Origin of the sequence: Sorangium sp. So ce362 (assembly GCF_051519845.1) — a bacterium.
Classification (GTDB): domain Bacteria; phylum Myxococcota_A; class Polyangia; order Polyangiales; family Polyangiaceae; genus Sorangium.
In genome coordinates this window covers 7,405,984-7,428,448 of sequence record NZ_CP150332.1, presented here as the reverse complement: position 1 = coordinate 7,428,448, position 22,465 = coordinate 7,405,984, and the positions used below count along the sequence as shown (strand labels likewise).

The 22,465-nt window shown below is 71.4% G+C and carries 14 protein-coding genes; 6 read left to right on the top strand and 8 right to left on the bottom strand.

Annotated elements, in window-relative coordinates; genetic code table 11:
* Positions 1–141: 141 nt before the first annotated feature.
* A complete protein-coding gene (locus WMF17_RS28195) occupies positions 142–1,284 on the top strand; it encodes a serine/threonine-protein kinase (RefSeq protein ID WP_437644180.1) in 1,143 nt (380 codons plus the stop codon).
* Positions 1,285–1,362: 78 nt separating this feature from the next.
* Here the strand turns inward: WMF17_RS28195 and WMF17_RS28190 are convergent, their stop codons facing one another.
* The 3 genes from WMF17_RS28190 to WMF17_RS28180 all read right to left on the bottom strand — a co-directional run bounded on the left by WMF17_RS28190 (position 1,363) and on the right by WMF17_RS28180 (position 8,060).
* The gene (locus WMF17_RS28190; protein WP_437596256.1) at positions 1,363–2,547 is read right to left on the bottom strand and encodes a glycosyltransferase; all 1,185 of its coding nucleotides are present in this window, start codon (positions 2,545–2,547) and stop codon (positions 1,363–1,365) included.
* A gap of 765 nt (positions 2,548–3,312) precedes the next feature.
* On the bottom strand, positions 3,313–6,012 hold the full coding sequence (locus WMF17_RS28185) for a collagen-like triple helix repeat-containing protein (RefSeq protein WP_437644179.1): 2,700 nt from the start codon (positions 6,010–6,012) through the stop codon (positions 3,313–3,315).
* Between the two features lie 737 nt (positions 6,013–6,749).
* Positions 6,750–8,060 (bottom strand): ferritin-like domain-containing protein, encoded by a 1,311-nt coding sequence (locus WMF17_RS28180; RefSeq protein WP_437644178.1) that lies wholly within the window; start codon positions 8,058–8,060, stop codon positions 6,750–6,752.
* A 279-nt stretch (positions 8,061–8,339) separates the two neighbouring features.
* On the opposite strand from WMF17_RS28180, the gene WMF17_RS28175 reads away from it, so the two are divergent.
* The 3 genes from WMF17_RS28175 (at position 8,340) to WMF17_RS28165 (ending at position 11,265) form a co-directional block, all read left to right on the top strand.
* Entirely contained in the window at positions 8,340–8,924 is a 585-nt protein-coding gene (locus WMF17_RS28175; protein ID WP_437644177.1) for a GNAT family N-acetyltransferase, read from the top strand.
* Positions 8,925–9,343: 419 nt separating this feature from the next.
* Positions 9,344–9,976, top strand: coding sequence for a TetR family transcriptional regulator (locus WMF17_RS28170; RefSeq protein WP_437644176.1), 633 nt, complete (start codon positions 9,344–9,346; stop codon positions 9,974–9,976).
* Positions 9,976–11,265: an MFS transporter gene (locus tag WMF17_RS28165; RefSeq protein WP_437644175.1), complete on the top strand. Its 1,290-nt coding sequence runs from the start codon at positions 9,976–9,978 to the stop codon at positions 11,263–11,265. Before WMF17_RS28170 ends, WMF17_RS28165 begins: the two co-directional genes overlap by 1 nt.
* 546 nt (positions 11,266–11,811) lie before the next feature.
* Here WMF17_RS28165 and WMF17_RS28160 read toward each other — a convergent pair.
* A complete protein-coding gene (locus WMF17_RS28160; RefSeq protein WP_437596250.1) occupies positions 11,812–12,546 on the bottom strand; it encodes a DUF7873 family protein in 735 nt (244 codons plus the stop codon).
* 82 nt (positions 12,547–12,628) lie between these two features.
* Here WMF17_RS28160 and WMF17_RS28155 point away from each other — a divergent pair, with 82 nt between their 5' ends.
* The gene (locus WMF17_RS28155) at positions 12,629–13,288 is read left to right on the top strand and encodes a histidine phosphatase family protein (protein ID WP_437596249.1); all 660 of its coding nucleotides are present in this window, start codon (positions 12,629–12,631) and stop codon (positions 13,286–13,288) included.
* 87 nt (positions 13,289–13,375) lie between these two features.
* Here WMF17_RS28155 and WMF17_RS28150 read toward each other — a convergent pair whose 3' ends face one another.
* From WMF17_RS28150 to WMF17_RS28135, 4 genes are all read right to left on the bottom strand, one after another.
* Positions 13,376–19,369: an AAA family ATPase gene (locus WMF17_RS28150; protein WP_437644174.1), complete on the bottom strand. Its 5,994-nt coding sequence runs from the start codon at positions 19,367–19,369 to the stop codon at positions 13,376–13,378.
* Between the two features lie 132 nt (positions 19,370–19,501).
* Positions 19,502–20,617, bottom strand: a complete 1,116-nt coding sequence (locus tag WMF17_RS28145) for a P1 family peptidase (RefSeq protein WP_437644173.1) — start codon at positions 20,615–20,617, stop codon at positions 19,502–19,504.
* Positions 20,618–20,826: 209 nt separating this feature from the next.
* Complete coding sequence (locus WMF17_RS28140) at positions 20,827–21,546, bottom strand: acetolactate decarboxylase (protein ID WP_437596246.1); 720 nt, start codon at positions 21,544–21,546, stop codon at positions 20,827–20,829.
* Positions 21,547–21,568: 22 nt separating this feature from the next.
* The gene (locus tag WMF17_RS28135; RefSeq protein ID WP_437596245.1) at positions 21,569–22,048 is read right to left on the bottom strand and encodes a MarR family winged helix-turn-helix transcriptional regulator; all 480 of its coding nucleotides are present in this window, start codon (positions 22,046–22,048) and stop codon (positions 21,569–21,571) included.
* A 122-nt stretch (positions 22,049–22,170) separates the two neighbouring features.
* Between WMF17_RS28135 and WMF17_RS28130 the strand changes: the two genes are divergently transcribed.
* Positions 22,171–22,305 (top strand): hypothetical protein, encoded by a 135-nt coding sequence (locus WMF17_RS28130; protein ID WP_437644172.1) that lies wholly within the window; start codon positions 22,171–22,173, stop codon positions 22,303–22,305.
* Positions 22,306–22,465 lie beyond the last annotated feature (160 nt).

Sequence of the window (22,465 nt, the reverse complement as noted above, 5' to 3'; positions counted from 1 at the left end):
GCGCTCGGCCCGTTCGCCCGCGGTCCTGGACGCGGGTCGCCGTGGCGCAGGTCTTGCTGAATTTTTCCATGAAATGAGCTGCTTTTGGACACCGCCCGTTCCAGGCGTCGGTTGTCCGATGGCACACAGAGAGAACCAGCCATGGACTTCGAGAATGTCACGCATGGCCAGAGGGCGCAGGCACGCGTGGGGGCGGTGCTCAACGGCGCGTGGCGGCTGGACGCGCTGATCGGCCTCGGGGGGATGGCCGCCGTGTATGCCGCGACGCACCGGAGCGGCCAGCGGGTCGCGATCAAGCTGCTGCACCCTGATCGGGCGAGGGACAAGGTCGATCGGGCCCGGTTCCTCCGCGAGAAGGCGATCGTGAGCACCGTGAATCACCCCGGGGTCGTGGCGGTGCTCGCGGACGACGTGACCGAGGATGGGTCGCCCTTCCTGGTGATGGAGCTCCTGGAGGGAGAGACCCTCCTCCAGCGCTGGAAGGCGCAGGAGGGCCCGCTGCCTCCTGCCGAGGTCCTCTCCCTGAGCGAGCAGATCCTCGACGTGCTCGCGACCGCGCACGATAACGAGGTCGTTCACCGGGATCTGAAGCCCGACAACATCTTCCTCACGCGCGATTACTCGGTGAAGCTCCTCGATTTCGGCATCGCGCGCCTGCGGGTCCCCTCGGGGCAGACGTCGCTGGTGGGGCTGCGGGCGATGGGGACGCCGGCGTACATGCCGCCCGAGCAGGCGCGCGCGCGCTGGGATCTCGTCGATGCGCGGACGGACATCTGGGCGCTGGGGGCGACGATGTTCTCGCTGCTCACGAACCGGTACGTGCAGGACGCGTCGACCGTCAACGAGCTCTTCTTCCTGCGCATGACGTGCCCGATCCCGTCGCTCGCGAGGATCCAGCCGTCGATGCACCCTGTCGTGGTGCGGGTGGTGGACCGGGCGCTCGAGTTCGCGCAGGCGGATCGCTGGCCCGACGCGCGGTCGATGCTGGCGGCGGTGCGCGAGGCGCAGGCTGCGGTCGCGGTCGCGCCGCCCGCGCGGAGCACCCTCGTGCCGCCCGCGCGGAGCACCCTCGTGCCGCTGCCCCGGAGCACCGTCATGCCACCGCCGCCGCGGGGGTCGCTCGCGCCTTCGACGGAGGTGCGCGACCCCGGCGCGCTCGATGCGCGATCGCCGTCAGGTCGCCCCCAGACCCCGACGCGGCCCCCCCGGACGCCGGGGCTCTCGTCGCCGGCGTCGCTCTCCACGATCCCGGGTGCGCTCTCGACGATCCCCCGCGCGCCTTGAAGCGAGCGTCGGGCGGCCAGGGGCCCCGCCCTCAGCCCGGGCTCGCTCCGGGGCGCGCATTTCGCCTGAGCGCGCGGGCTACGCGTTCAGGCCGGCGAGCAGCTCGCTCGGCCGCAGCACGGCGCGTCGCTCCGACTCCCGCCGGGAGAGGAGCGTCTCGTAGATATCCATGTAGCTCGCCATCATGCGCTCCGCCGAGTAGCGCCCCACCGCGAGCTTCCGCCCTCGCTTGCCCATCGCTGCGGACCGCCGGGGATCTGCCTTGAGCTCGGCGAGCTTCGCGGCGAGCGTGTCGACGTCGTCCGAGGGCACGAGGAAGCCTGTCTCTCCGTCGGTGATCAGGGCAGGGATGCCGCCCACGGCGGTCGAGACCACGGGCAGGCCGGTGGCCATGGCCTCCACCATGGAAAGCGGCAGCCCCTCCGACGTCGACGACAGGACGAAGACGTCGCTCGCGGAGAGGAGCTCCGGCACGTCGTGCCGCTCGCCGGCGAAGACGACGCGGTCGCCGATGCCGAGCTCCTCGGCGAGGGCGCGCAGCGAGGCGGCCTCCGGTCCGTCTCCGACGAGGAGGAGGCGCCCGTTGTCCGACAGAACACCCGCGGCCGCGCGGAGCAGGAGGGCGTGGTTCTTGACCTGCGACAGGCGCCCGACCGCCCCGGCGACCCACGCGTCCTGGGGGATGCCGAGCTCGGTCCGGATGCGGCGCCGGGCCACGGAGTCCGGCCTGAACCGGGAGAGATCGATCCCGTTCAGGACCACGTGCAGCTTCGAGCTCGGGACCTCGTTGTGCTTCAGCATGAAGTCGGCCGTCGGCTGCGACACGGCCACGTGCGCGTCGGCGAACCTGGCCGCCATGTGCCGCAGCCAGGCCCTGCGGCCCTGATCGAACATGGCGCCATGCAGCGTGTGGCACACGGGCACGCGGTGGAGCCGGCCCGCGGCCGTCGCGTAGATGAGCGGCAGCTGATTGTGCGAGTGCACGATGGAGACACCATGCTTGGCGAAGAACGCCGCGAGCTTCCCGGGGAGCTTGAGGTCGAAGCCGGGGCGCTTCGGCATCATGTGCACCGCGACGTCGCGCTCCCGGAGCTGCGCCGCGCGCGGCCCATCGGGGTTCGTCTCGATGCCCACGACCATCACCTCATGCCCCGCCGCGCGCTGCAGCCCGGCCAGATCCACCACGACCTGCTCCGCGCCTCCCACCTGGAAGGAGTTCAGCACGTGCGCGATCACAAGACGGTTGTGGTGCGCTCGGGTCATCGGTGCATGCTGGGTCGTCTTCATAGGGCAATCTACACTCATGGTTTCCCTCTAGGGGGCGCTCTGACGCATGTGGTCTGACCTGAGAGAAACCCCTCCTTCGTGTCCTCGTTCGTGGGGGAGGTTACCACAGAGTCGATGAGGCAAGGAGCTTTCTCCGTGGTTCTCTCCAACATGCCTCGTACCTCTGGGTTGAAGTGAGGGGATGCCTTCACCAGCCGGTCAGTCGACTACGTGAAAGGTCTGCTGTGGCACATGACGACAGCTGTGACAAAGGGCGCCGCCGTGGCGCCACGCGTCGCGGCGCCGCGATCGTGCGCAGCAGCCACGACGCGCCGGAATTCCGGCAAATCTCGCGGAAGCCGCGCATTTTTTTCGGTGCCGTTGAAGAGCCGAATGTTCACGATGTCACCGACCGGGCTCCTTGCGAAAAGCGTGCAAGCTGCACCACGGCCCCACCCGGCACCCGGGTCCTGGTGCTCCGATGGCGTGAGCTGTCCTACGTTGTGGGGAGGATCCGGGGCGCGTCGGGGGGTCCTGGTGGGCGTGGAGGCGTCAGCTCGCTGCTGTCCGCGGCGGAGGGGGATGAGGGCGGGGCGTGCGCGGCGGCGGCGCGGCCGCTCGCCGTGCGGTGTGTGGGGAGCAAGGCTGCGGGGCTGAGCCAGCTGTCCCCTGTCCTCAGGGCTGTGGTGGGGGGGACAGAGGGCAGCTGGTCGAGAGGTGGGGCTCACGGTCACGTGAGCATGGCCCTGCGGTCGTTCGGCGTCAGCGCTCGGGCACCTCGGCGCAGACCGCGAAGGTGGTCAGCGCCACCGTCTGCCCCTTCTTGCCGTAGCCGTTCTCGAACACGGCGGTCGAGGTCCAGCCCGGGCGGCCTTGGTCGGTGGCGTCGAACGGCGAGTTCTCAACCACCCTGCTGGTCGCCTGGGCTCCGCCGGAGATCGAGAATCCACCGCTGATCACGACTTCACCCGCGTTGCAGAGCGCCTTGACGTTGACGAACGTGCTTGTCGGCCCTGCCTCGCGCGTCACGGAGACCACGCGGATCTTGGCGATTCCGGGGGGGCCCATGGGTCCCTGCGCGCCGATCTCGCCCTTGGGCCCCTGGGACCCCTGGAGGCCCCGTGCGCCGTCGGTGCCCTTGAAGCCCTGGGTACCGATCTCGCCCTTGAGGCCCTGGAGACCCTGGGGGCCCCTTGCGCCATCAACGCCCTTGAGGCCCTGGAGACCCTGGGGGCCCCTTGCGCCATCAACGCCCTTGAGGCCCTGGAGACCCTGGGGGCCCCTTGCGCCATCAACGCCCTTGAGGCCCTGGGGACCGATGGTGCCCGCGGGGCCCTGGGGACCGCGCTCGCCCTTGGGACCCTGGGGACCGACCTCGCCCTTGGGCCCCTGGCGGCCCTGAGGGCCCATCTCGCCCTTGGGTCCGACCGGCCCGGCCGGCCCCTGAGGACCGCGCGCGCCGTCGACGCCCTTGAGGCCCTGAGGACCGTGCTCGCCCTTGAGGCCCTGGGGACCGATGGCACCCGTGAGACCCTGGGGACCGCGCTCGCCCTTGAGACCGTGGGGACCGACCTCGCCCTTGGGCCCCTGGTGGCCCTGAGGGCCCATCTCGCCCTTGGGTCCGACCGGCCCGGCCGGCCCCTGAGGACCGCGCTCGCCCTTGGGACCCTGGAGGCCCTGAGGACCGTGCTCGCCCTTGAGGCCCTGGGGACCGATGGCACCCGTGAGACCCTGGGGACCGCGCTCGCCCTTGAGACCGTGGGGACCGACCTCGCCCTTGGGCCCCTGGTGGCCCTGAGGGCCCATCTCGCCCTTGGGTCCGACCGGCCCGGCCGGCCCCTGAGGACCGCGCTCGCCCTTGGGACCCTGGAGGCCCTGAGGACCGTGCTCGCCCTTGAGGCCCTGGGGACCGATGGCACCCGTGAGACCCTGGGGACCGCGCTCGCCCTTGAGACCCTGGGGACCCACCTCGCCCTTGGGTCCCATGGGGCCCTGAGGACCACGCGCACCGTCGGCGCCCTTGAAGCCCTGAGGGCCCATCTCGCCCTTGGGTCCCACGGACCCCTGAGGACCGCGCGCACCATCGACGCCCTTGAGGCCCTGAGGGCCCATCTCGCCCTTGGGTCCCACGGACCCCTGAGGACCGCGCGCACCATCGACGCCCTTGAGGCCCTGAGGGCCCATCTCGCCCTTGAGCCCCTGACGGCCGTGCGTGCCGTCAATGCCCTTGAGGCCCTGAGGGCCGACGAGCCCCGCCTGCCCCTGCGCGCCCGGCTCGCCGCGCTCGCCCTTGGGCCCCTGAGGACCGCGCGCGCCGTCGACGCCCTTGAGGCCCTGAGGGCCCATCTCGCCCTTGAGCCCCTGACGGCCGTGCGTGCCGTCAATGCCCTTGAGGCCCTGAGGGCCGACGAGCCCCGCCTGCCCCTGTGCGCCCGGCTCGCCGCGCTCGCCCTTGGGCCCCTGAGGGCCCGCCGGCCCCTGAGGACCGCGCTCGCCCTTGGGCCCCGCCGGCCCCTGAGGACCGCGCGCGCCGTCGACGCCCTTGAGGCCCTGAGGGCCCATCTCGCCCTTGAGCCCCTGACGGCCGTGGGTGCCGTCAATGCCCTTGAGACCCTGAGGGCCCATCTCGCCCTTGAGCCCCTGACGGCCGTGGGTGCCGTCAATGCCCTTGAGACCCTGAGGGCCGACGAGCCCCGCCTGCCCCTGCGCGCCCGGCTCGCCGCGCTCGCCCTTGGGCCCCTGAGGGCCCGCCGGCCCCTGAGGACCGCGCGCGCCGTCGACGCCCTTGAGGCCCTGAGGGCCCATCTCGCCCTTGAGCCCCTGACGGCCGTGGGTGCCGTCAATGCCCTTGAGACCCTGAGGGCCCATCTCGCCCTTGAGCCCCTGACGGCCGTGCGTGCCGTCAATGCCCTTGAGGCCCTGAGGGCCGACGAGCCCCGCCTGCCCCTGCGCGCCCGGCTCGCCGCGCTCACCCTTGGGCCCCTGAGGACCGCGCTCGCCCTTGGGCCCCGCCGGCCCCTGAGGACCGCGCGCGCCGTCGACGCCCTTGAAGCCCTGAGGGCCGATCTCGCCCTTGAGCCCCTGATGGCCGTGCGTGCCGTCAATGCCCTTGAGGCCCTGAGGGCCGACGAGCCCCGCCTGTCCCTGCGCGCCCGGCTCGCCGCGCTCACCCTTGGGCCCCTGAGGACCGCGCTCGCCCTTGGGCCCCGCCGGCCCCTGAGGACCGCGCGCGCCGTCGACGCCCTTGAAGCCCTGAGGGCCGATCTCGCCCTTGAGCCCCTGATGGCCGTGCGTGCCGTCAATGCCCTTGAGGCCCTGAGGGCCGACGAGCCCCGCCTTCCCATGCGCGCCCGGCTCGCCGCGCTCGCCCTTGGGCCCCGCCGGCCCCTGAGGACCGCGCTCACCCTTGGGCCCCGCCGGCCCCTGAGGACCGCGCTCTCCCTTGAAGGCCTGCTGACCCACGAATCCTTTGGTCTGCTCTGCCTCGCCGGCCCAGCCCACGCCTGCGCTGACCATCACGCCCGCAAGCCCGGCGACGATTCCAGCAGAAACCGCACTCGTTCGATATTTTTGCATGTGAGTCCGCCTTTCTATCGATTTCGAGCTTCGGTGCGCTCGATTCCCGCACACAGTCGTGTTCAGATGAGGTGGAGCCCACAGGCGAGCGAATCGGACGAAGGGCGACTCCGAGGCGGATCTCCGCCCTTGCCCAGCCCCGATTTCTCTACGAAAGTCCCACCAATTGCCGGCACGAAAAGCCAGGGCGATGCGTCGATACGACACATGGCGGGTCACGCCACGACGCGGGCGTAGCCAGATGCTGCCAGCGCTCGAAGGCTCCAGTCGCCAACCCGCTGTGTCTGGAGCGATCCTAAGTTAATGGGGGCGGTTCACCAAGCCCCCTGCTGAGGGGTTGACAACCACGGCTCCCGCCGGCCCGCGCCCGCGGAGCGCCCGAGGGCCGCCGCGAAGCCCGCGAAGCCCGCGCGCTCTGCGAGGTTCGAGCGAGGGCCGAGCACGGCGAACGCCTGGAAAAACAGCAGCTCGCGCCCGCGAGCGCGCAACGGCGCCAGGAGAGCATCACCGCGAAAATGAGGAGATGGTTTCAGCGTTCCGGAGGGATGTCGGGCGAATCGAGTCGCCGCCGGAACACCCAGCGTTTCATCTGGAACGCGGAGAATGACTCGCCGGCGCGCCGGCTAGCCGCCGGCGGCGATCGCTTCGGCGAAATTCCGCGAGAGCCTCCTCGCCGCCTGCACATCCGGCATCCCGGCGTGGACCACGAGCGCCCGATCGACGTCGCGCCGCGCCTCGTCCTCGAGCGCGGCGAGCGCCCCGCGCCGCGCCTCCTCGACGCGCCGCCGCTCGGCGGCCGAGAGCCGCGGCCGCACCCAGACGTCGATCGCCCACGAGAGCTTCGCGTGCCGCGCCTCGTCGCGCGCGATGCGCGTCATCACGCGCCGGACCAGCGGATCCTGCGCGACGCGCCCCTGCCACATGCCGACCAGCGCGCCGTACGTCTCCCGTATGCACCCCTCCGTCGCATTGTCGATCGCGAGCTCCTCCAGCGATCGGACCGGCCTCGGCTCCACCCGCGGCGGCTGCCAGCGGCCGCCGTAACGGGCCGAAAGGCGCCGCATCACCCGCGCGTGCCGCACCTCGTCGCGCCCGGCGATGCGCGCCCGCTCCACGAGCGGCCGCGGCGCCCCGTGATGGACGAGCTCGCGCCCGAGCACCTCGAAGGCCCGGACGCTCGCCGCCTCGAGCTGCGCCACGTTCGCGAAATACGCCCCGACCTGCGTCGCGCCCCGGCCCGCGGTCCGCAGCAGCCCCGCCGGCCTCCGGCCGACGCAGGCGCCCGACTCCGACTCGATCACCTCGGATTCCAGCTCCTGCACATCGCCGCCCGCGTCCACCGCGAGCACATAGAGCGTGCGCTCGATCGGATCACAGATCTCCGTGTACCTCGTCGCGAGCACCTCGTATGCGTCCCCGGCAGGCCGGACGCCGCCCTCGTCAGGCTTGCTGCAGCGGACCGTGTAGTCCGCCAGCGACGCGGCGAGCACCGCGTCCGCGGGCGTGTTCACGGGGCCGAGCCACGCCATCACCCCGTCCCGCGTATCGAGGACGGTCACCTCGTCGCCTGTGTTGACGATCAGGACGTGATCCGGGCAGAAATCCACGCAATCTCCGAGGTGGAACCCCTTGCTGGACGTGGCCGCAGCGATCTTCTCCTCGCACGCCGGCCTGTCCGCCGCCCCGGAGCACTTCTCGCCCACGAACTCGAGCGTGCTCGTCGTCGGGCCCCCCGGGCCCGTGGACATCCGTAGCTCGATGTAGTCGGCAGGAGCCCCGGGCTCGACCCCCGCCAGGTACGGGGTGCGGCCGTCGGCCGCGCAAGGGAGGGTCTCGAAGCCGCTTGTGTCGATCCCGCACCCGCCGACGAGGGGCGCGAGCGAGAGCGACAGGACATGACGCAGGATCTTGTCGATGGAGTTGGGAGAGGCCATATGCGTCCGTACGAAACAAGTTCTGTGCCGCTGCGAACGGCGCGTGCAGCTCGCGCTTTGCGCGGACGGTGAGCGTCCCCTGCCTGACATCGTCGTCGCACCGGGCGCCCGGGGAGCGCCCGACGAGGGCGGCCGCCGTCGAGCGCGGGCCCCGCGCCGGCCGCACAAGGCACCCGGAGCGACCGTGGCCGCACCGTGTCAGGGCCCGATCCGGGGCGACGCTCCCGCCCGGTCGACGCCGCGGGTGCATCGCCGTGGCGAACCCGGTAAAATCGCAGGATGGTCGCCCTCGACAGGAACGAACCTGACGACTACCCCGCTGTCCTCTCGACGGAACGCCTGAGCCTCCGCCCCCACCGGCCCTCCGACCTCCCGTTCATGATGGAGATGAGCGCCGATCCCGAGGTGCTCCGCTACACGGGGGACCCCGCGTTCGCCAGCGAGGACGAGGCGCGCGCGGTGCTCGCGCGGCTCGCGCACCAGTTCGAGGCCTTCCGCATGGGCCGGTTCATCGTCTCGGACCGGGAGACGGGGGAGAAGCTCGGCTGGTGCGGGCTGAAGTGGCACGAGGACGACGAGCTCGCGGATCTCGGATACCGCTTCCTCCGGAAGCACTGGGGCCAGGGCTACGCCACGGAGTCGGCCGCGGCGTGCATCCGGTATGCGTTCGAGGATCTCGGGCTCCCGCGCCTCGTCGCGCATGCGATGCTCGAGAATACCGCGTCGGTCAGGGTGCTCGAGAAGCTCGGGTTCCGCCGGACGGGGCCAGGGGGGTCCGAAGGGTTCGCGGCGGAAGGGTTCGTGCTCCCGAGGCCGGCGCCGCCTCGGCCGGCGAGCGACGTGGCTCACTCGGGCAGCAGGTAGTCGAACGGCTTCCCCACGTTGCCTGCCGAGTCCTCGGCCTCGGGCAGCGAAACGGCCGACAGCCCCTGGCAGCGCCGGCCTCTCCGCCAGCGCCGGCCTCTCCGCCGCCGCCCCCACCTGCCCCCGAGCCGCCGCCGCCCTGTCCGCCTGGGTCGCCGGGGGGCGACGACGGCGCGCAGGACGAGGAGACGAGGCAGGCGCAGGAGAGCTGCCCTGCGATCATCAGCGAGAGAGGACGCGACATCATCGAACCAGCTCCTCGATGGCGGGATGCCGTAGCTGCCGCCTCTGCAGCCCGCCCGGCGCGATCCTGCTCGAGCGCCCCGAGCCCCTCCTTGACAGGCGGCCGAGGTCGCTTCATAAGTTGGTTGTACGAACAACCAACATACCCGTGCGCCAGCGGGCGCAGGAGCGGCAGGATGCCTCGCCCGTCCAACACCGCCGAACGTCGAGCCCAGATCGCGCGCGCTCTGTTGAAGGTCATGGCGGAGCGCGGCTATGAGGGGGCGTCCATCGGGGCCATCGCGGCGGCGGCTCACCTCGCGCCGGGGCTCGTCCACTACCACTTCGAGAGCAAGCGAGAGATCCTGCTCGCCGCCGTCGCATTGCTCGTGCAGGAGCATGCCGACCGGATCGAGCGGCGGCTCGCTCCCGCGGCGGGCGATCCGGAGGCCGAGCTCCGCGCGTTCATCGACGCGCACCTGCGGGTGGGCGAGGGGGCCGACCCGCAGGCGCTCGCGTGCTGGATCTGCGTGAGCGGCGAGGCGCTCCGGGACGCCGAGGTGCAAAAGGCGTTCGCGGGAGCGCTCGAGAGCGCGGTCAAGAGGCTCGCCGCGATCGCGCGGCGCGGCGCGCGGGAGCGGGTGTTCTCCTGCGCGCGCGGCGACGTGGACGCCGCGGCGGCGGCCATCGTGGCCACCATCCAGGGGTATTTCGTGCTCGCGGCCACGGCGCGCGATCTCATCCCCCCAGGCTCGGCCGCCGACGCGACGTGGGCGATGGCGTCGGGGCTCTTCGGCCTCTCGTCGGCCACCAGGAAGGCGAGCCGCTGATGCGCTTTCCCCACCTGTCCTTGCGACGGCTCGGGCTCTTGACGTCGCTCTACATGTGCCAGGGCCTCCCGTTCGGGTTCTTCACCCAGGCGCTCCCCGTCCTCCTGCGCAAGCAGGGGATCTCGCTGGAGGGCATCGGCCTCGCCTCGCTGCTCGCGCTCCCGTGGGCGCTCAAGTTCCTCTGGGCGCCGCTCGTCGATCGCTTCTTCTTTCCCCGGCTCGGGCGCCGCCGCTCGTGGATCCTCCCCCTGCAAGGGCTCACGATCGTCGTGCTCGGGCTCGTCTCGCTGCGGGAGCCGGGAGAGGGGCTCTCCTCTGTCCTCGTGGCGGTGCTGATCGTCAATCTGCTCTCGGCGACCCAGGACATCGCCACCGACGGCCTGGCGGTGGACATGCTGGAGCCGGGCGAGCGGGGCTGGGCCAACGGCATCCAGGTGGCCGGCTATCGGGCCGGGATGATCGTGGGCGGAGGGGGGCTGCTCGTCTTCTTCGAGCGGCTGGGCTGGCGGCTCACCTTCGCCATCATGGCGCTGTTCATCGCGCTCCTGAGCGTCCCCACGCTGCTCGCCCGCGAGGCGGGGGGCGGGCGCGAGGGGGCGCGACCCCCCTCGTCCGCTGCCGCCATTGCCGCCTCGTTCTGGAAGCGCCCTCATGCCCGGCGGGTGCTCGCGCTCATCGTCGTGTACAAGCTCGGCGACGCCTTTGCGGTCGGCATGCTCCGGCCGTTCCTGTCCGATCTCGGCCTCTCCCTCGCGGATATCGGCTGGCTGCTCGGGACGGTGGGCTTCGTGGCGGGGCTGCTCGGCGCGCTGACCGGTGGGGCGCTTGTGCTGCGGCTCGGGCGGCGATCGTCGCTCGTCGGCTTCGCGGTCCTCCAGGCGGCGAGCGTGCTCGGGTACGCGTACGTCGCCCGCGCAGATGCAGGGGTGCCGCTGCTGACGGCGCTCTGCGCGTTCGAGCACTTCGCCGGGGGGATGGCCACGGCGGCGCTCTTCACGTGCATGATGGACTGGACCGATCGGGAGAGCGCCGCCACGGACTACACAGTTCAGGCCAGCGCGGTGGTGATCGCCACGGGGGTCGCCTCGGCCGCGAGCGGGTTCTCGGCGGGGCGCCTCGGCTATCCGTTGCACTTCAGCCTGGCGGCTGCGCTTGCGGCGCTCTCGCCGGTCCTCGCGCATCTGCTGTTTCCGAGCGCGCGCCTCCCTGCGAAGCTCGCGCTGGAGGAGGCCTCGTCGTCCGGGCGCTCACCGGACCGGCAGCCGGCAGAGCCGTCAACCGGCGTTTGACCTCCGCGGGGACGGCGCCCGCGAGCCGGTGGCGCCTGAAATAGGTGAGGCCCGGGACTGTGGCCTAGCCCCGGGCCTCGGTTTGCCGCCATCTGCGCACACCCACACGTTTAAGGTCAGAGGTCAGTCCTCACACCGTCGTGCTCTGCCATTGAACTACCGGCCATTGTGATCTGCGCGCCGGGGCGGGGACGCCCCGGCGCCGCGCGAGGAGAGGCATCGCCTCACCGCGGCGCGGGCTGGCCAGGCTGGAATTGAACCAGCATCCGACGATTTTAGCCTCTTCCCGTTCGATTGGATGATCGGCGGCGAATGCTCGAGCCTGGAGTGAGAGCTTGAGACCATTGAACGGGCCAGCGCTGCCTCTACCGAGTTGGGCTACCCCGCCGTGAAGACGACGATGAGATGGCGGGGGCAGGGCTCGAACCTGCACTGGGGCGCTGTGCCCATCAAGCTGAGCTTGAGCTTCAACTTGCACTCCGCCGCTACGATATCGCCCCGGCGGCCGCGGCGCAAGCGCCGCCGGTGCAGGGGAGCGGGCGCGCGTCAGGCGCCGAAGATGAACCCGAGGACGGCGGCCCCGACCTTCTGCTCCTCGGCCGCCTGGTTGTTCGCCTCCTCGCGGGCGAACTTGACCGCCTTCTGCAGCTTCTCCACCCGATCGAGCAGCTCGTTGATGCGCCGCGCCGGCAGCGCGCCCGAGAACTTCACCGTCTTCCAGTAACCGACCACGACATCCTCGTGATAGACCTCCACCTGCGCGGGGTGCTTGTCCGTCGCCTCGGCCTTGACGTGGTTGCGCGGGATCTTCTTGGTCCGCGCGGTCTGCACCGGCTCGGTCGCCCAGGAGTCCGCCGAGGGATCGAACGTCCAGCTCTCGGACGCGTCGAGCACCGGCAGCTTCTTGATGAAGGTCTGCAGGTCGACGAGCTGCTTCTCCAGGAAGAGCAGGTAGGTCACCGGCGCCCCCGTGAGCAGCACCTTGCCGTCGACCACCACGTCCGCGCGCGCCTTGCAGTTGGCGTAGTCCTTTGTGGCCGTGACGTCGAAGAGCTCGCCCAGGATGTCGACCGTGCTCCGGATGATCTCCTCGGCCTTCGCCTGCACCCTCGTCGCCTCGGGCGGGAGCTGCTCCCCCTCCTCGTCCTTCGGCCTGTAGGTGCGCGTGATCCCGGAGAGCAGCGCCGGCTTCTGCAGCGCGTGGTGCGCCTCGGTGAGGCGCTGGTGGGAGCGGGCCTTGACGCCCTTCTCGATGGCGATGATCTGGTTCAAGCGAGGCATGGCGGTCTCCTGGAGGGGGCTACCCTATCAGAGGAGCAGAGCGCCTGTCAGCGCCGTCGCGCCCTGCTACAGTGCGGCCATCGTGCACGCCACCACGAAGCTGATGCTCATCCGGCACGGGGAGACCGACGACAACCGCGCGCAGGTCTTCCAGGGACAGGCGGGGCGCGGGCTCAGCGCGCGCGGGCGCGAACAGGCCGCGCGGCTCGCGGAGCGGCTCGTCGGCGCGCGGATCCGGCTCTCGGCGGTCTACTGCTCCGACCTCGAGCGCGCCGAGGAGACGGCGGAGCGCCTGGCCTCGGCGCTGGGCCTCGAGGCCGTCGCGGACCCAGCGCTGCGGGAGGTGAACCTCGGCGCCTGGCAGGGGCTCAGCCGCGCCGACGTGCAGGCGCGCTTCCCCGAGGAGTGGGCTGCATGGCGGCGCGGCGTCGATGTCCGGCGCGGGGGCGGCGAGACGTACGCGGAGCTCGGCGATCGCATGATGCGCGCGCTCGACCGGATCGCGGAGCGACACGCGGGCGAGGCGGTCGGGCTGGTATCCCACGGCGCGGCCATCAAGACCGCTGTCGGGCGGATACTCCAGATGGACGCCGGCGGGCTGAAGGCGCTGCAGGTGCTGGCGAACACGGGCGTCTCCCTGATCGAGCACGACCCGAGCAGCGGCTACCGCGTCGTCGTCTGGAACGACGCCGCTCACCTCGGCGACGCGCTGGCCGAGGCGCTCTCCGCGCCGCCGGCGTGAGGCGCGATGCGGTGGTCAGACGTCCGACCACGGACGGCCAGACGTCCGGTGCTGGTCAATCGCTCTGCGCGATCCCCGCCGGACGCCCTACGCCGACGGGAGCACGGCACTCCGGCTGTCCGTCTCCGTCCCGGTCTCGGCCACATCCAGAGGGAGCTCCACGATGAACGTGGCGCCGGCGCCCGGCGCGCTCTCCACGCGGATGGTGCCGCCGTGCGAGGTCACGATCCAGCGGACGATGTAGAGCCCGAGGCCGAGGCCGCCGAAGTTGCGGACCGACACCGCGCGCTCGAAGCGCTCGAAGATCCTGGCCTGATCCGCCTCCGCGATGCCCATCCCGTGATCCCGGACCACGAGCGTCGCTCGATCCGGCTGCCCGCGCACGACGACATGAATGGGGCCGCCGGCGCCGTACTTCATCGCGTTCGACAGGAGGTTGATGAGGACCTGCTCCACGCGAGACGGATCCCAGCGCCCGACCACGGGCTCGTCCAGATCGAGCTGGACACCGCAGCGGGCGTCGGCGAGCTGCTGGCTCATCCGCTCGACGACCTCGCGCGTCAGGGCCGCCAGATCGACCGGCGCGCGCACGAGCGTCAGCCGCCCGGCGCTGAGCCGGGTCACGTCGAGCAGCTCGTTGACCAGGTGCGCGAGCCGCGCGATCTGGCGATTGAGGACCTGGAGCGCCGCGTCGATGCGCTCGGGGGCGATCTCGGCCCGCTGGTAGCGACGCAGCAGCCGCTCGATGAGGTGCGACTGCATCTTCAGCGAGGTCAGCGGGGTCTTGAGCTCGTGCGAGGCGACGAGGAGGAACTCGTCCCGCCGCTCGATGGCCTTCTGCGCCTCGGCGAACAGACGGGCGTTGTCGAGCGCGAGCGCCGCGCGACTCCCCAGCTCCTCGGCCAGCCACAGGTCGGCAGGGCCGCAACGGCGCCAGGGCGCGGTCGCCAGCAAGGTCATGACGCCGAAGCACCGGTCGCGCGCGAGGAGCGGAACCCGGAGGAACGCGTGAATGCCGAGCTGCCGCAGGAGCGGCGCGGCGCCGACGTCGCCCACCTCGGGCCGGATCGGCGACGCCGCGAGCAGGGGCCGCAGCGCGTCCTTCACGGCGTCGACCTGCTCGTCCGGCACGCCCGCGGTGGCCGTGTGTCCCGGGGCGTCGTGATCGAGGCGCACGTCGACGACGCACTGGTCGGCCAGCTCGGGCACCGCGAGCTGCGCCACGCTGTCGAGGGTCGCGCTGTAGCCGAGGGCCATCAGCCTGCGGCCCGCCTCGGCCAGGAAGCGCTCCGCCCGCTCGGCCCGCTTGAGCTCGGTGATGTCGGTGGAGATGCCGCACAGCACGCCCGGCATGAGCTCCTCGCCGAGCGGGAACTTGACCGACAGGAAGGTGTGCGGCCCGTCCTCCAGCCATATCTCCTCCTCGAACTCCAGCGGTTTGCCCGCCTCGAGCACGCGCCGGTCGTTGCTCTGGAGGGTCTCGACGGTCGGCCCAGGAAAGAGCTCGACGTCGGTCTTTCCGAGGACCTCATGGCTCGACAGCCCCACGGCCTTGCCCGTCTGCCGGTTGGCGAGCACATACCGGCCCTCATGGTTCTTGAGGTAGACTGCCGCGGCCGAGTTGTCGACGATCGCCTGGAGGGTCGCCTGGTTGGCCTTGAGCGCGTGCTCCGCCCGCCGGCGCTCGGCGTTCTCCTGCTCGACCTGGGAATAGAGCATGGCGTTCTCCAGCGAGATGGCCGATTGCGAGGCGAGCAGCTCGAGCACGCTGAGCCGCGCAGGGGTGAACACCCCGGCGACGAGCCTGTTCTCCAGGTAGAGCAGGCCGAGCAGCCGGGCCTGCCGCACGATCGGGAGACACAGCACCGACCTCGGCCTCTTCCGGGTGAAATACTCGTCCTCCGAGAACGGGTGCCTGACGGCGGCGTCGTCGAGCAGCACGCGCTCGTGGCTCCGGCGAACGTAGTTGAGGATGGACCGCGGCAGCGCCGCCGCCGCCTCCTCGCCCGCGTCGAGCAGCCGCGCCTCGCCTCCGGACGCCGCGATCGCCGCCGCGGTCGACAGGCGATCTTCCCGGACCAGGAGCACATAGCCCTCCTCGGCGCCCGCGTGCTCGACCACGATGCGCAGCAGCATCTCGAGCAGGCGCGGGAGCTTGAGCTCGCCGGAGATGCTCTGCGCGGCCTTGACCACCGACAGGACGTCGAACTGCTCGGCCCGCACGGCGAAGGTGACCGTGGGGGCGATCGGCTTGCGCTCGACGAGGTCGGGGTAGCGCTGGTCGAGCTGCTCCACCTTGGCGTGGGCGCCCCAGCGGAAATAGCCGGCGCGGGCCTTTCGCAGGTAGGCGCCTTCGGGCGTGGACAGGCCGCGCGCGCGGTAGAAGCCCGCGGCGAGCTCGCAGGCGATGGCCTCGTGCTGGACGAAGCCGTGCTCCCGCGCCGACGAGGCCGCCTGCTCGTAGAGCCGGATGGCCTCCCCTTCTTGCCCCAGGAGACGGGCGATCTCGGCGCGGACCAGGGCGTGCTTGTGGCGGAAGTTCGGCGGGCAGCTCTCCGCCCACGCGCCGAGCTGCCGCTCGCAGTCGAGGAGCGCCCGGGGGAGCTCCTCGGGCGGCTGTGCCTCGCCGCAGACCGCGGCGAGCGCGAGCGCGTGGTAATAGAAGCTCTCGACGACGAGCGCGTGCGCGTCGTTCCTCCAATCGTAATCGACGATCACACGGGACGACGCCGTGAGCGCCTCGCCCGGAGAGCCGAGGACGAACAGCGCCTGCGCCTTCAGGCTGTAGTACTGGCTGTGAGCGCTGCGCGAGTCCCCCGCCAGGAGCCGCGCCTCGAAGGCCGCCCGGTCCAGCTCGGACCCATCCAGCATCGAGAAATGGACCGGCCGCCCGCGCAGCGTCTGGATGAGGTACCGGACGCCGAGGAGGATGTCATGGACGAATGCGTAACCGGCCTTGCGCACGAAGCCGAGGCGGTCCTCGGTCTGGTGGAGGACGTCCTCCAGCGGCTCACCGCAGAGCAGCGGGAACGTCGGCGCCCAGATGCAGTTGTAACAGGCATTGTTCCAGTCGCCGCACTCCATCGCGGCGTTGAAGCCGAGTCGAGTATAGGAATAGGTCTCTCTGTAGTGGCGCGTCCAGAAGACGATCTGCTGTCCGAACAGCGTGAACACCGGGGACTTTATGGCGAGGACGGGGCTCCTGTCCGCCAGGTCGCAGGCGAGCTTGCCGAACAGATAAGCCTCCTTGTATCGCCCGAACCGCGGGGCGAGCACCCGCGCGAAGGCGGCGTACGCGTGGGCGGAGCTCTCGGCGTTGCCGTGGCGGAGGCTGAGCTTGACCATGCGCATGACGAGCAGATAATGCAGGTTCTGGTCCACGAACCACGCCGGGATGGCCACGCCCCGGAGGACGGCCATCGCGATCTTGATCTCCGGGTGCGTCATGGCGGGCAGATGGATCAGGCCCTCGATGGACCGATCGCCCAGGATCTGCCAGACGCTCTCGGTCTCCTCTTCGACCTGCGCGTCGGTGACAGAGGGCGATACCTCGATGTCCCAGGCGCGGAGGCACGAGAGCCCGATCTCCACGGCGCGCGCGACTTGTCCGCGGGTGACGTTCAGCGCGACGGCGAGCTCGACGACAGCGGCCCTCTCGACCTTGGTCCTCGTGCGAGCCATGAGCTCTCCGAGCAGCCGCTCGGCTTCTTCGAAGCTGCCGATGACGTACGCGGCGTGCGCGCGCTCCAGGCTGAGGTCGTGGGCGAGCTCGTACTGCGTCTCCCAGCGCTCCTCGGGGAGGAGGGCCATGCCCGCGGCGAAGAGGGCGGCGGCGGTCTCGTGGGCCGCCGCGGCCTTGGCCCTCCTGCCGGCGCGGAGGTTCAGCGCGGCGAGCTCGTCCCGCTCCGCCGGAGATCGGATGAGCGCGGCGCCGCGGTTGAGGTGGCCCACGATGTCGAAGAGCGCATCTTCGCGCTCCGCCGCGCTCCGCCCCTTCAACAGCAGCCGGCCGATGCAGAGGTGCACCTCGGCGAGCTGCGTCGCAGGGATGAGCGCCTGGGCGGCCTGCTGCACCCGGTCGTGGAGGAACCGGTACGCGCCGTTGCGGCGGAGGAGCAGCCCCTCCCGCACGGCCTCCGCGAGCGCCTCGCCGAGCTCCGTCGCCGGGCGCTTCGCGACCACCGCGAGGGTGTCGAGGATCAGGCTGCTGCCGAGGCACGCGGCGAGCTTGAGCGCCTCCTGCGCCGGGGCGGAGAGCCGCTTCAGCTTGCCCACCATCAGGTCGACGACGTTGTCGCTGAAGCCCTTGTCGCGGATCGCGGCGATGTCCCAGCGAAAGGTCCCCGCCTCCGCGTCGAAGGCGACGAGCCCCTCCTGGTGCAGCTCCATCAGGAACTGGATCGCGAAGAAGGGGTTGCCGCCGGTCTTCTCGTAGACCAGTTGCGAGAGCGGCTCGACCTGCTCGGCCGGGGCGTGCACCGCGCCGGCGACGAGCGCGCCGACGTCGGACGGAGAGAGCGGCGCGAGGACGATGTCGGTGACGCGGGCGCCGCGCTTCCGCGCGTCGGCCAGCATGAGCGCGAGCGGGTGCGCCGGGCCGATCTCGTTGTCCCGGTAGGCGCCGATCAGCAGGAGGTGCTCGGCCTCGGCGTACGTGACGAGCTGCTCGAGCAGCTGGAGGCTCCCGGCGTCGGCCCACTGGAGGTCGTCGATGAAGAGCACCATCGGGTGCTCCTTCTGGACGCACGCGGCGACGAAGCGCTGGAGCGTTGCGTGCAACCGGTGCCGGGCCTCGACCGCAGGGAGCTCGGGCACGGGCTGCTGCGGGCCGAGGAGCAGCTCGAGCTCGGGGAGCACGCCGGTGAGGAGCCCGCCGCTCGCGCCGAGGGCCTCCCGCAGGCGCAGGCGCCAGCGCTCGAGCTCCTGCTCGCTCACGCACAGGATCTCCTGCACGAGCCCGCGGAACGCCTGGAGGAAGGCGTGGTAGGGGACGTCCCGCTTGAGCTGCTCGAACTTGCCGGAGAGGAAGAAGCCGCGCTCGCGCACGACCGGCCCGTGCAGCTCGGCCACGAGCGACGACTTGCCGACGCCGGAGTAGCCCGACACGAGCACGAGCTCCGGTAGGCCCTGGGCCACGACGCGCTCGAAGACGACGAGCAGCGCCTCGACCTCGCGCTCGCGGCCGTAGAGCCGCTGCGGGATCTGGAACCGGTCCGAGACGTCGCGCTGCCCGAGCGGAAAGGCCTCGATGGCGCCGCGCGACCGGAGCTGGGCGAAGCAGAGGTCGAGGTCGTGCCGGAGGCCGAGCGCGCTCTGATAACGCTCCTCGGCGGCCTTGGCCAGCAGCTTGAGCACGACCGCCGACAGCTGCGGGGGAATCGAGGGGACGATCGCGTGAGGCGAGGGCGGCGTCAGGGCGATGTGGCAATGCACCCACTCCACGGGGTCGCTCGCCTGGAAGGGCAGGGTGCCAGTCAGCATCTCGTAGAAGGTGACGCCGAGGGAGTACAGGTCGGTCCGCTCGTCGATGGAGCGGTTCATCCGGCCTGTTTGCTCCGGCGCCATGTACGCCAGCGTCCCCGCGACGAACGCGTCGTGGGCGAGGTCCTCCGGCGCGCGGGGCGAGAGGCGGGCGATCCCGAGATCGGTGATCTTCACCTCCCCGGTGTCGGGGTTGTAGAGCAGGTTCTGGGGCTTGATATCCTTGTGGATGATATGGTGCCGATGCAGCTCGGCGAGCGCGCCGGAGAGGCGCAGGGCGAGGGGGAGGAAGCGCTCGAGCGGCATCGGCCCGTCGAGGAGCTGGTCGAGCGAGCGGCCGCCGAAGTCCTCCAGGACCAGGGCCACCTGGTCGCCGAACGCCTCGATCGCGTGCGCCTTGACGATGACGGGCACGTCGAGCCGGCTGGCCACCTCGTGCTCGTGGCGCAGCCGCCCGAGGGCCTGAGGGCTGGCGTGGTCGCGCCACAGGACCTTGAGCACGACCGGTAGTCCGTCTTCGTTGCGTCGCGCTCGGTACAGGATCGTGTCTGCCCCGGTGTGCAGGACCTCCAGCACGAGGTAACGTGGACTCTGAGGCATAAAGAGATCTTCGGAAGGCCGGAGCGGCCTCCGAGGCGCAGGCGTGGATCGAGATGTTGCCCAAAGCGCCGCGCTTCGCCACGGGCAAATTGCGGCGCCCTGTCGCGCCGGCTCGCCTGCGACGCCCTCGCGTCACTCCCGCCGAGAGCGGCCGTCGCGCCGCGGGACGCCGTACCTGGACAGCACCTCACGGACCCGATCCAGAGGAATGGCTTCCACCGTACGGCCGTTTCCGGCGGTGGTCTGAGCCGTGAAGAGCGAGTTGTAAATGGCCTCTTCGCTGGCCTCGATCACGGCCTGGAACAGCGCAGACATCTCCTCGTTGGCGAGCACCGTCGTCACGAGCTGCTTCGCGCCGGAGGGGCGCCGGACCGAGGTGCTCGTCGAAAAGGCGACAGCGTAGTCTCCGGATCCGTTTGCGGCGGAGGAGCCCGTGCGCGACAGGCCCAGGATCGCGCGGGCCGCGAGGCGTCCGAGGTTGCGGTCCGACAGCGGCGCGTCTGTCGCGACCACGATGAGGATGGATCCGCCGCCCTGATCCGGTTCGACTTCCTGGTTCGATTCCTGGTTCGGCTCGATCTCCGACCGAAATGCGTACCGGCCGAGCTCCTCGCCGACAGGCGCCCCCATCACCTGCAGCACGCCGCCGAAGTTCGACTGAACGAGCACGCCGACAGAGGCGCCGCCGAGCGACGCCGGCAGCGCCCGCGAGGCGGTGCCGATCCCGCCCTTCCACCCGAACGCGATCGTCCCCGTGCCCGCGCCGACGCACCCCTCCGGCACGGGCCCTTCGCGCGCCGAGGTGAGCGCCGCGCGCACGTGCTCGGCGGTGATCGGCCGGAGCCGGATCGCGTTGAGCACGCCGTCGTTTGTCTCGCCGACGACCGGGTTGAGCGAGCGGACCTCCTCCATGCCGGGCTGCGCCAGCATCCACTCGACGAGCGCGTCCGCCGCCCGGAACACGCAAAGCGTGCTCGTGAGGAGGAGGGGAGTCTCCAGCTCGCCCAGCTCGCGGACCTGCGTCGAGCCGACGAGCTTGCCGAACCCGTTGCCCACGTGGATCGCCGCGGGGACGCGATCGAGGTAGAGGTTCGCCCCGTGCGGGAGGACGGCGGTGACGCCTGTGCGGATCGCGTCGCCTTCGACGACCGTGGCGTGCCCGACGCGCACGCCGCCCACGTCGGTGATCGCGTTCAGCGGGCCCGGGTCGAAGATCCCGGGCGCGACGCCGAGATCACGTGCGCGCACGCCGCCCCCCGCCGGTGCCCCGGAGCCGGGCGCCAACGGCGCGCGGCCTGCCTCGACCGGACAGGCCATCGCGCCCCGGCGGGGAGCGGCGATCGGCCGCGACGTGCGTCCGGGTGATGGGACATGGCCGGCAGCGGTGTCTGGCATTCATGGGGAGATGCGGTATCAACCTCCGTGCCAGAGGGCGCGCGGGCGCGCGAGGTCAAGCTTCAAGGCGCCGGCAGGAGGACGCGCGCGCCGCGAGCGAGCGTCACGCCGTCCACGTGGCCCATCAGCGATCGCTCCGGCAGGACGACGTGGAAATGCGTGTTCGACCCCATGTGCGTGAAGACACCGTGGTGGCGCTTCGAGAAGAAGCCCACCAGCGTCCCCTCGGCGGCGGGGAGCGTCCCGCTCACCGACGCCCGGACATGGTCCGCGTGGCCGCCGCCGGGGGCGAGCTTTCTCCCGTCGATGACATGCCAGCTGAGATCGCGGAAGCCCCCGCGCACCTGGACCGGGACAGCGCCCTCCGTGTCGAGGCCGCGCTCCCGCAGGAGCGCCTCGATGCGCGCGTCGATCTGCCCGTCCGGCACGTCGGCGTCGAGCGTCGCCTCCTGCCACCGCGCGACATTCGCCACCACGAAGAGCGTCGCCCGCTCCTCCGCCCCGGCGGGGCGCACGTCGAGGGTCCCGTCGTCGCGCGCATAGGAGGTCCAGATCGCGTCGTCGACGACGGTCACCTCCCCGCGCAGCTCGCTGAGCGCCCCGATCCCGAACGCGTGCGGGCCCGGCACGACATCGCCGATGCGCACGGCGGGCCCCGTCTGCCCCTCGTGCATGATCGCGCGGAGCGCGCCGAACGAGCGGACCGGCACCGCCGCCGGCGCGCCCGGCGCGGGCTCCGCGGCGGCCTCGCTCGAGGGTGTGCAGGCGGCGATCGGGGACATCAGGAGAGCTCCGAGAAGAGCGCTAGAGAGAATCGCTCGTATCGCTTGCATGGGGCTGCTCCTCGGTCACGCGCGAGAGCGCGCTGTTCAAGACGTGCAACGCACTCACCACGGCGGCGCGCTCCTCGCAGGGAATGGCGTCCAGGATCGACTGGAACCTCCGCAGGCTCTGCTCCTCCAGGCGCCCCGCCGTCCGGCGCCCGGCCGAGGTGAGCCGCAGGCGACGGACCCGCCCGTCCTCCTCGCTGACGTCCTGCTCCACCCGGCCGTCCTCGCGGAGGCGCTGGATCAGCCGGGTGACGTTGCTCTTGTCGATGCCGAGCGCCCCCCGCAGGTCGCTCTGGGAGAGCTGCACGCCCGCCCGCTCGGCGTCCGCGAGGATCGTCAGGGCGTGGGCCTCGCGCGGCGCCACCCGGACGCCGCACGGCGTGCGCTCCTCGTCCAGGAGACCGAAGCCGCGCACGAAGGCGCGGACCTCGGAGCGGAGCTCTCTCGTTGTCACCCTCCGATGGAAACACAGATCGTTGCGATACGCAACCATCTCCGGGTAGAAAAGTTGCGCTACGCAACCATCTCCGGCGCTGGGCCGGCCAGGCCACCAAGGCGATCGCCCAGCGCGCCGAGGTGCTCCTCTTCGAGGTCCTCAACGACGGCATCGTCGTCCTCGGGGTGTCGGCCTACTGGCAGCAGATCATCGAGGGCGTCATCATCGTGGCGGCCGTCTCCGTCGACATCCGCAAATGCCTGCGGGAGCGCTGAGGTACAGCGCTCGATCCCGGTGGATGGGACGCTCGGCCTGGAAGGGAACAAGCTCGATGGAAATGGATCACGAATCCCGGAGGACCGTTGCTGCGACGGCGCGGGCGCCCCGCGGTGGGCATTTCGCCCATGTTGCGGGGGCGGCGCTTCTTGCGGCGCA

Coding starts and splice junctions, on each gene's coding strand:
- WMF17_RS28195 (WP_437644180.1), top strand. CDS start 142: ATGGACTTCGAGAATGTCACGCATGGCCAGAGGGCGCAGGCACGCGTG.
- WMF17_RS28165 (WP_437644175.1), top strand. CDS start 9,976: ATGCGCTTTCCCCACCTGTCCTTGCGACGGCTCGGGCTCTTGACGTCG.
- WMF17_RS28160 (WP_437596250.1), bottom strand. CDS start 12,546: ATGCCTCGCTTGAACCAGATCATCGCCATCGAGAAGGGCGTCAAGGCC.
- WMF17_RS28150 (WP_437644174.1), bottom strand. CDS start 19,369: ATGCCTCAGAGTCCACGTTACCTCGTGCTGGAGGTCCTGCACACCGGG.
- WMF17_RS28140 (WP_437596246.1), bottom strand. CDS start 21,546: ATGTCCCCGATCGCCGCCTGCACACCCTCGAGCGAGGCCGCCGCGGAG.
- WMF17_RS28180 (WP_437644178.1), bottom strand. CDS start 8,060: ATGGCCTCTCCCAACTCCATCGACAAGATCCTGCGTCATGTCCTGTCG.
- WMF17_RS28190 (WP_437596256.1), bottom strand. CDS start 2,547: ATGACCCGAGCGCACCACAACCGTCTTGTGATCGCGCACGTGCTGAAC.
- WMF17_RS28170 (WP_437644176.1), top strand. CDS start 9,344: ATGCCTCGCCCGTCCAACACCGCCGAACGTCGAGCCCAGATCGCGCGC.
- WMF17_RS28175 (WP_437644177.1), top strand. CDS start 8,340: ATGGTCGCCCTCGACAGGAACGAACCTGACGACTACCCCGCTGTCCTC.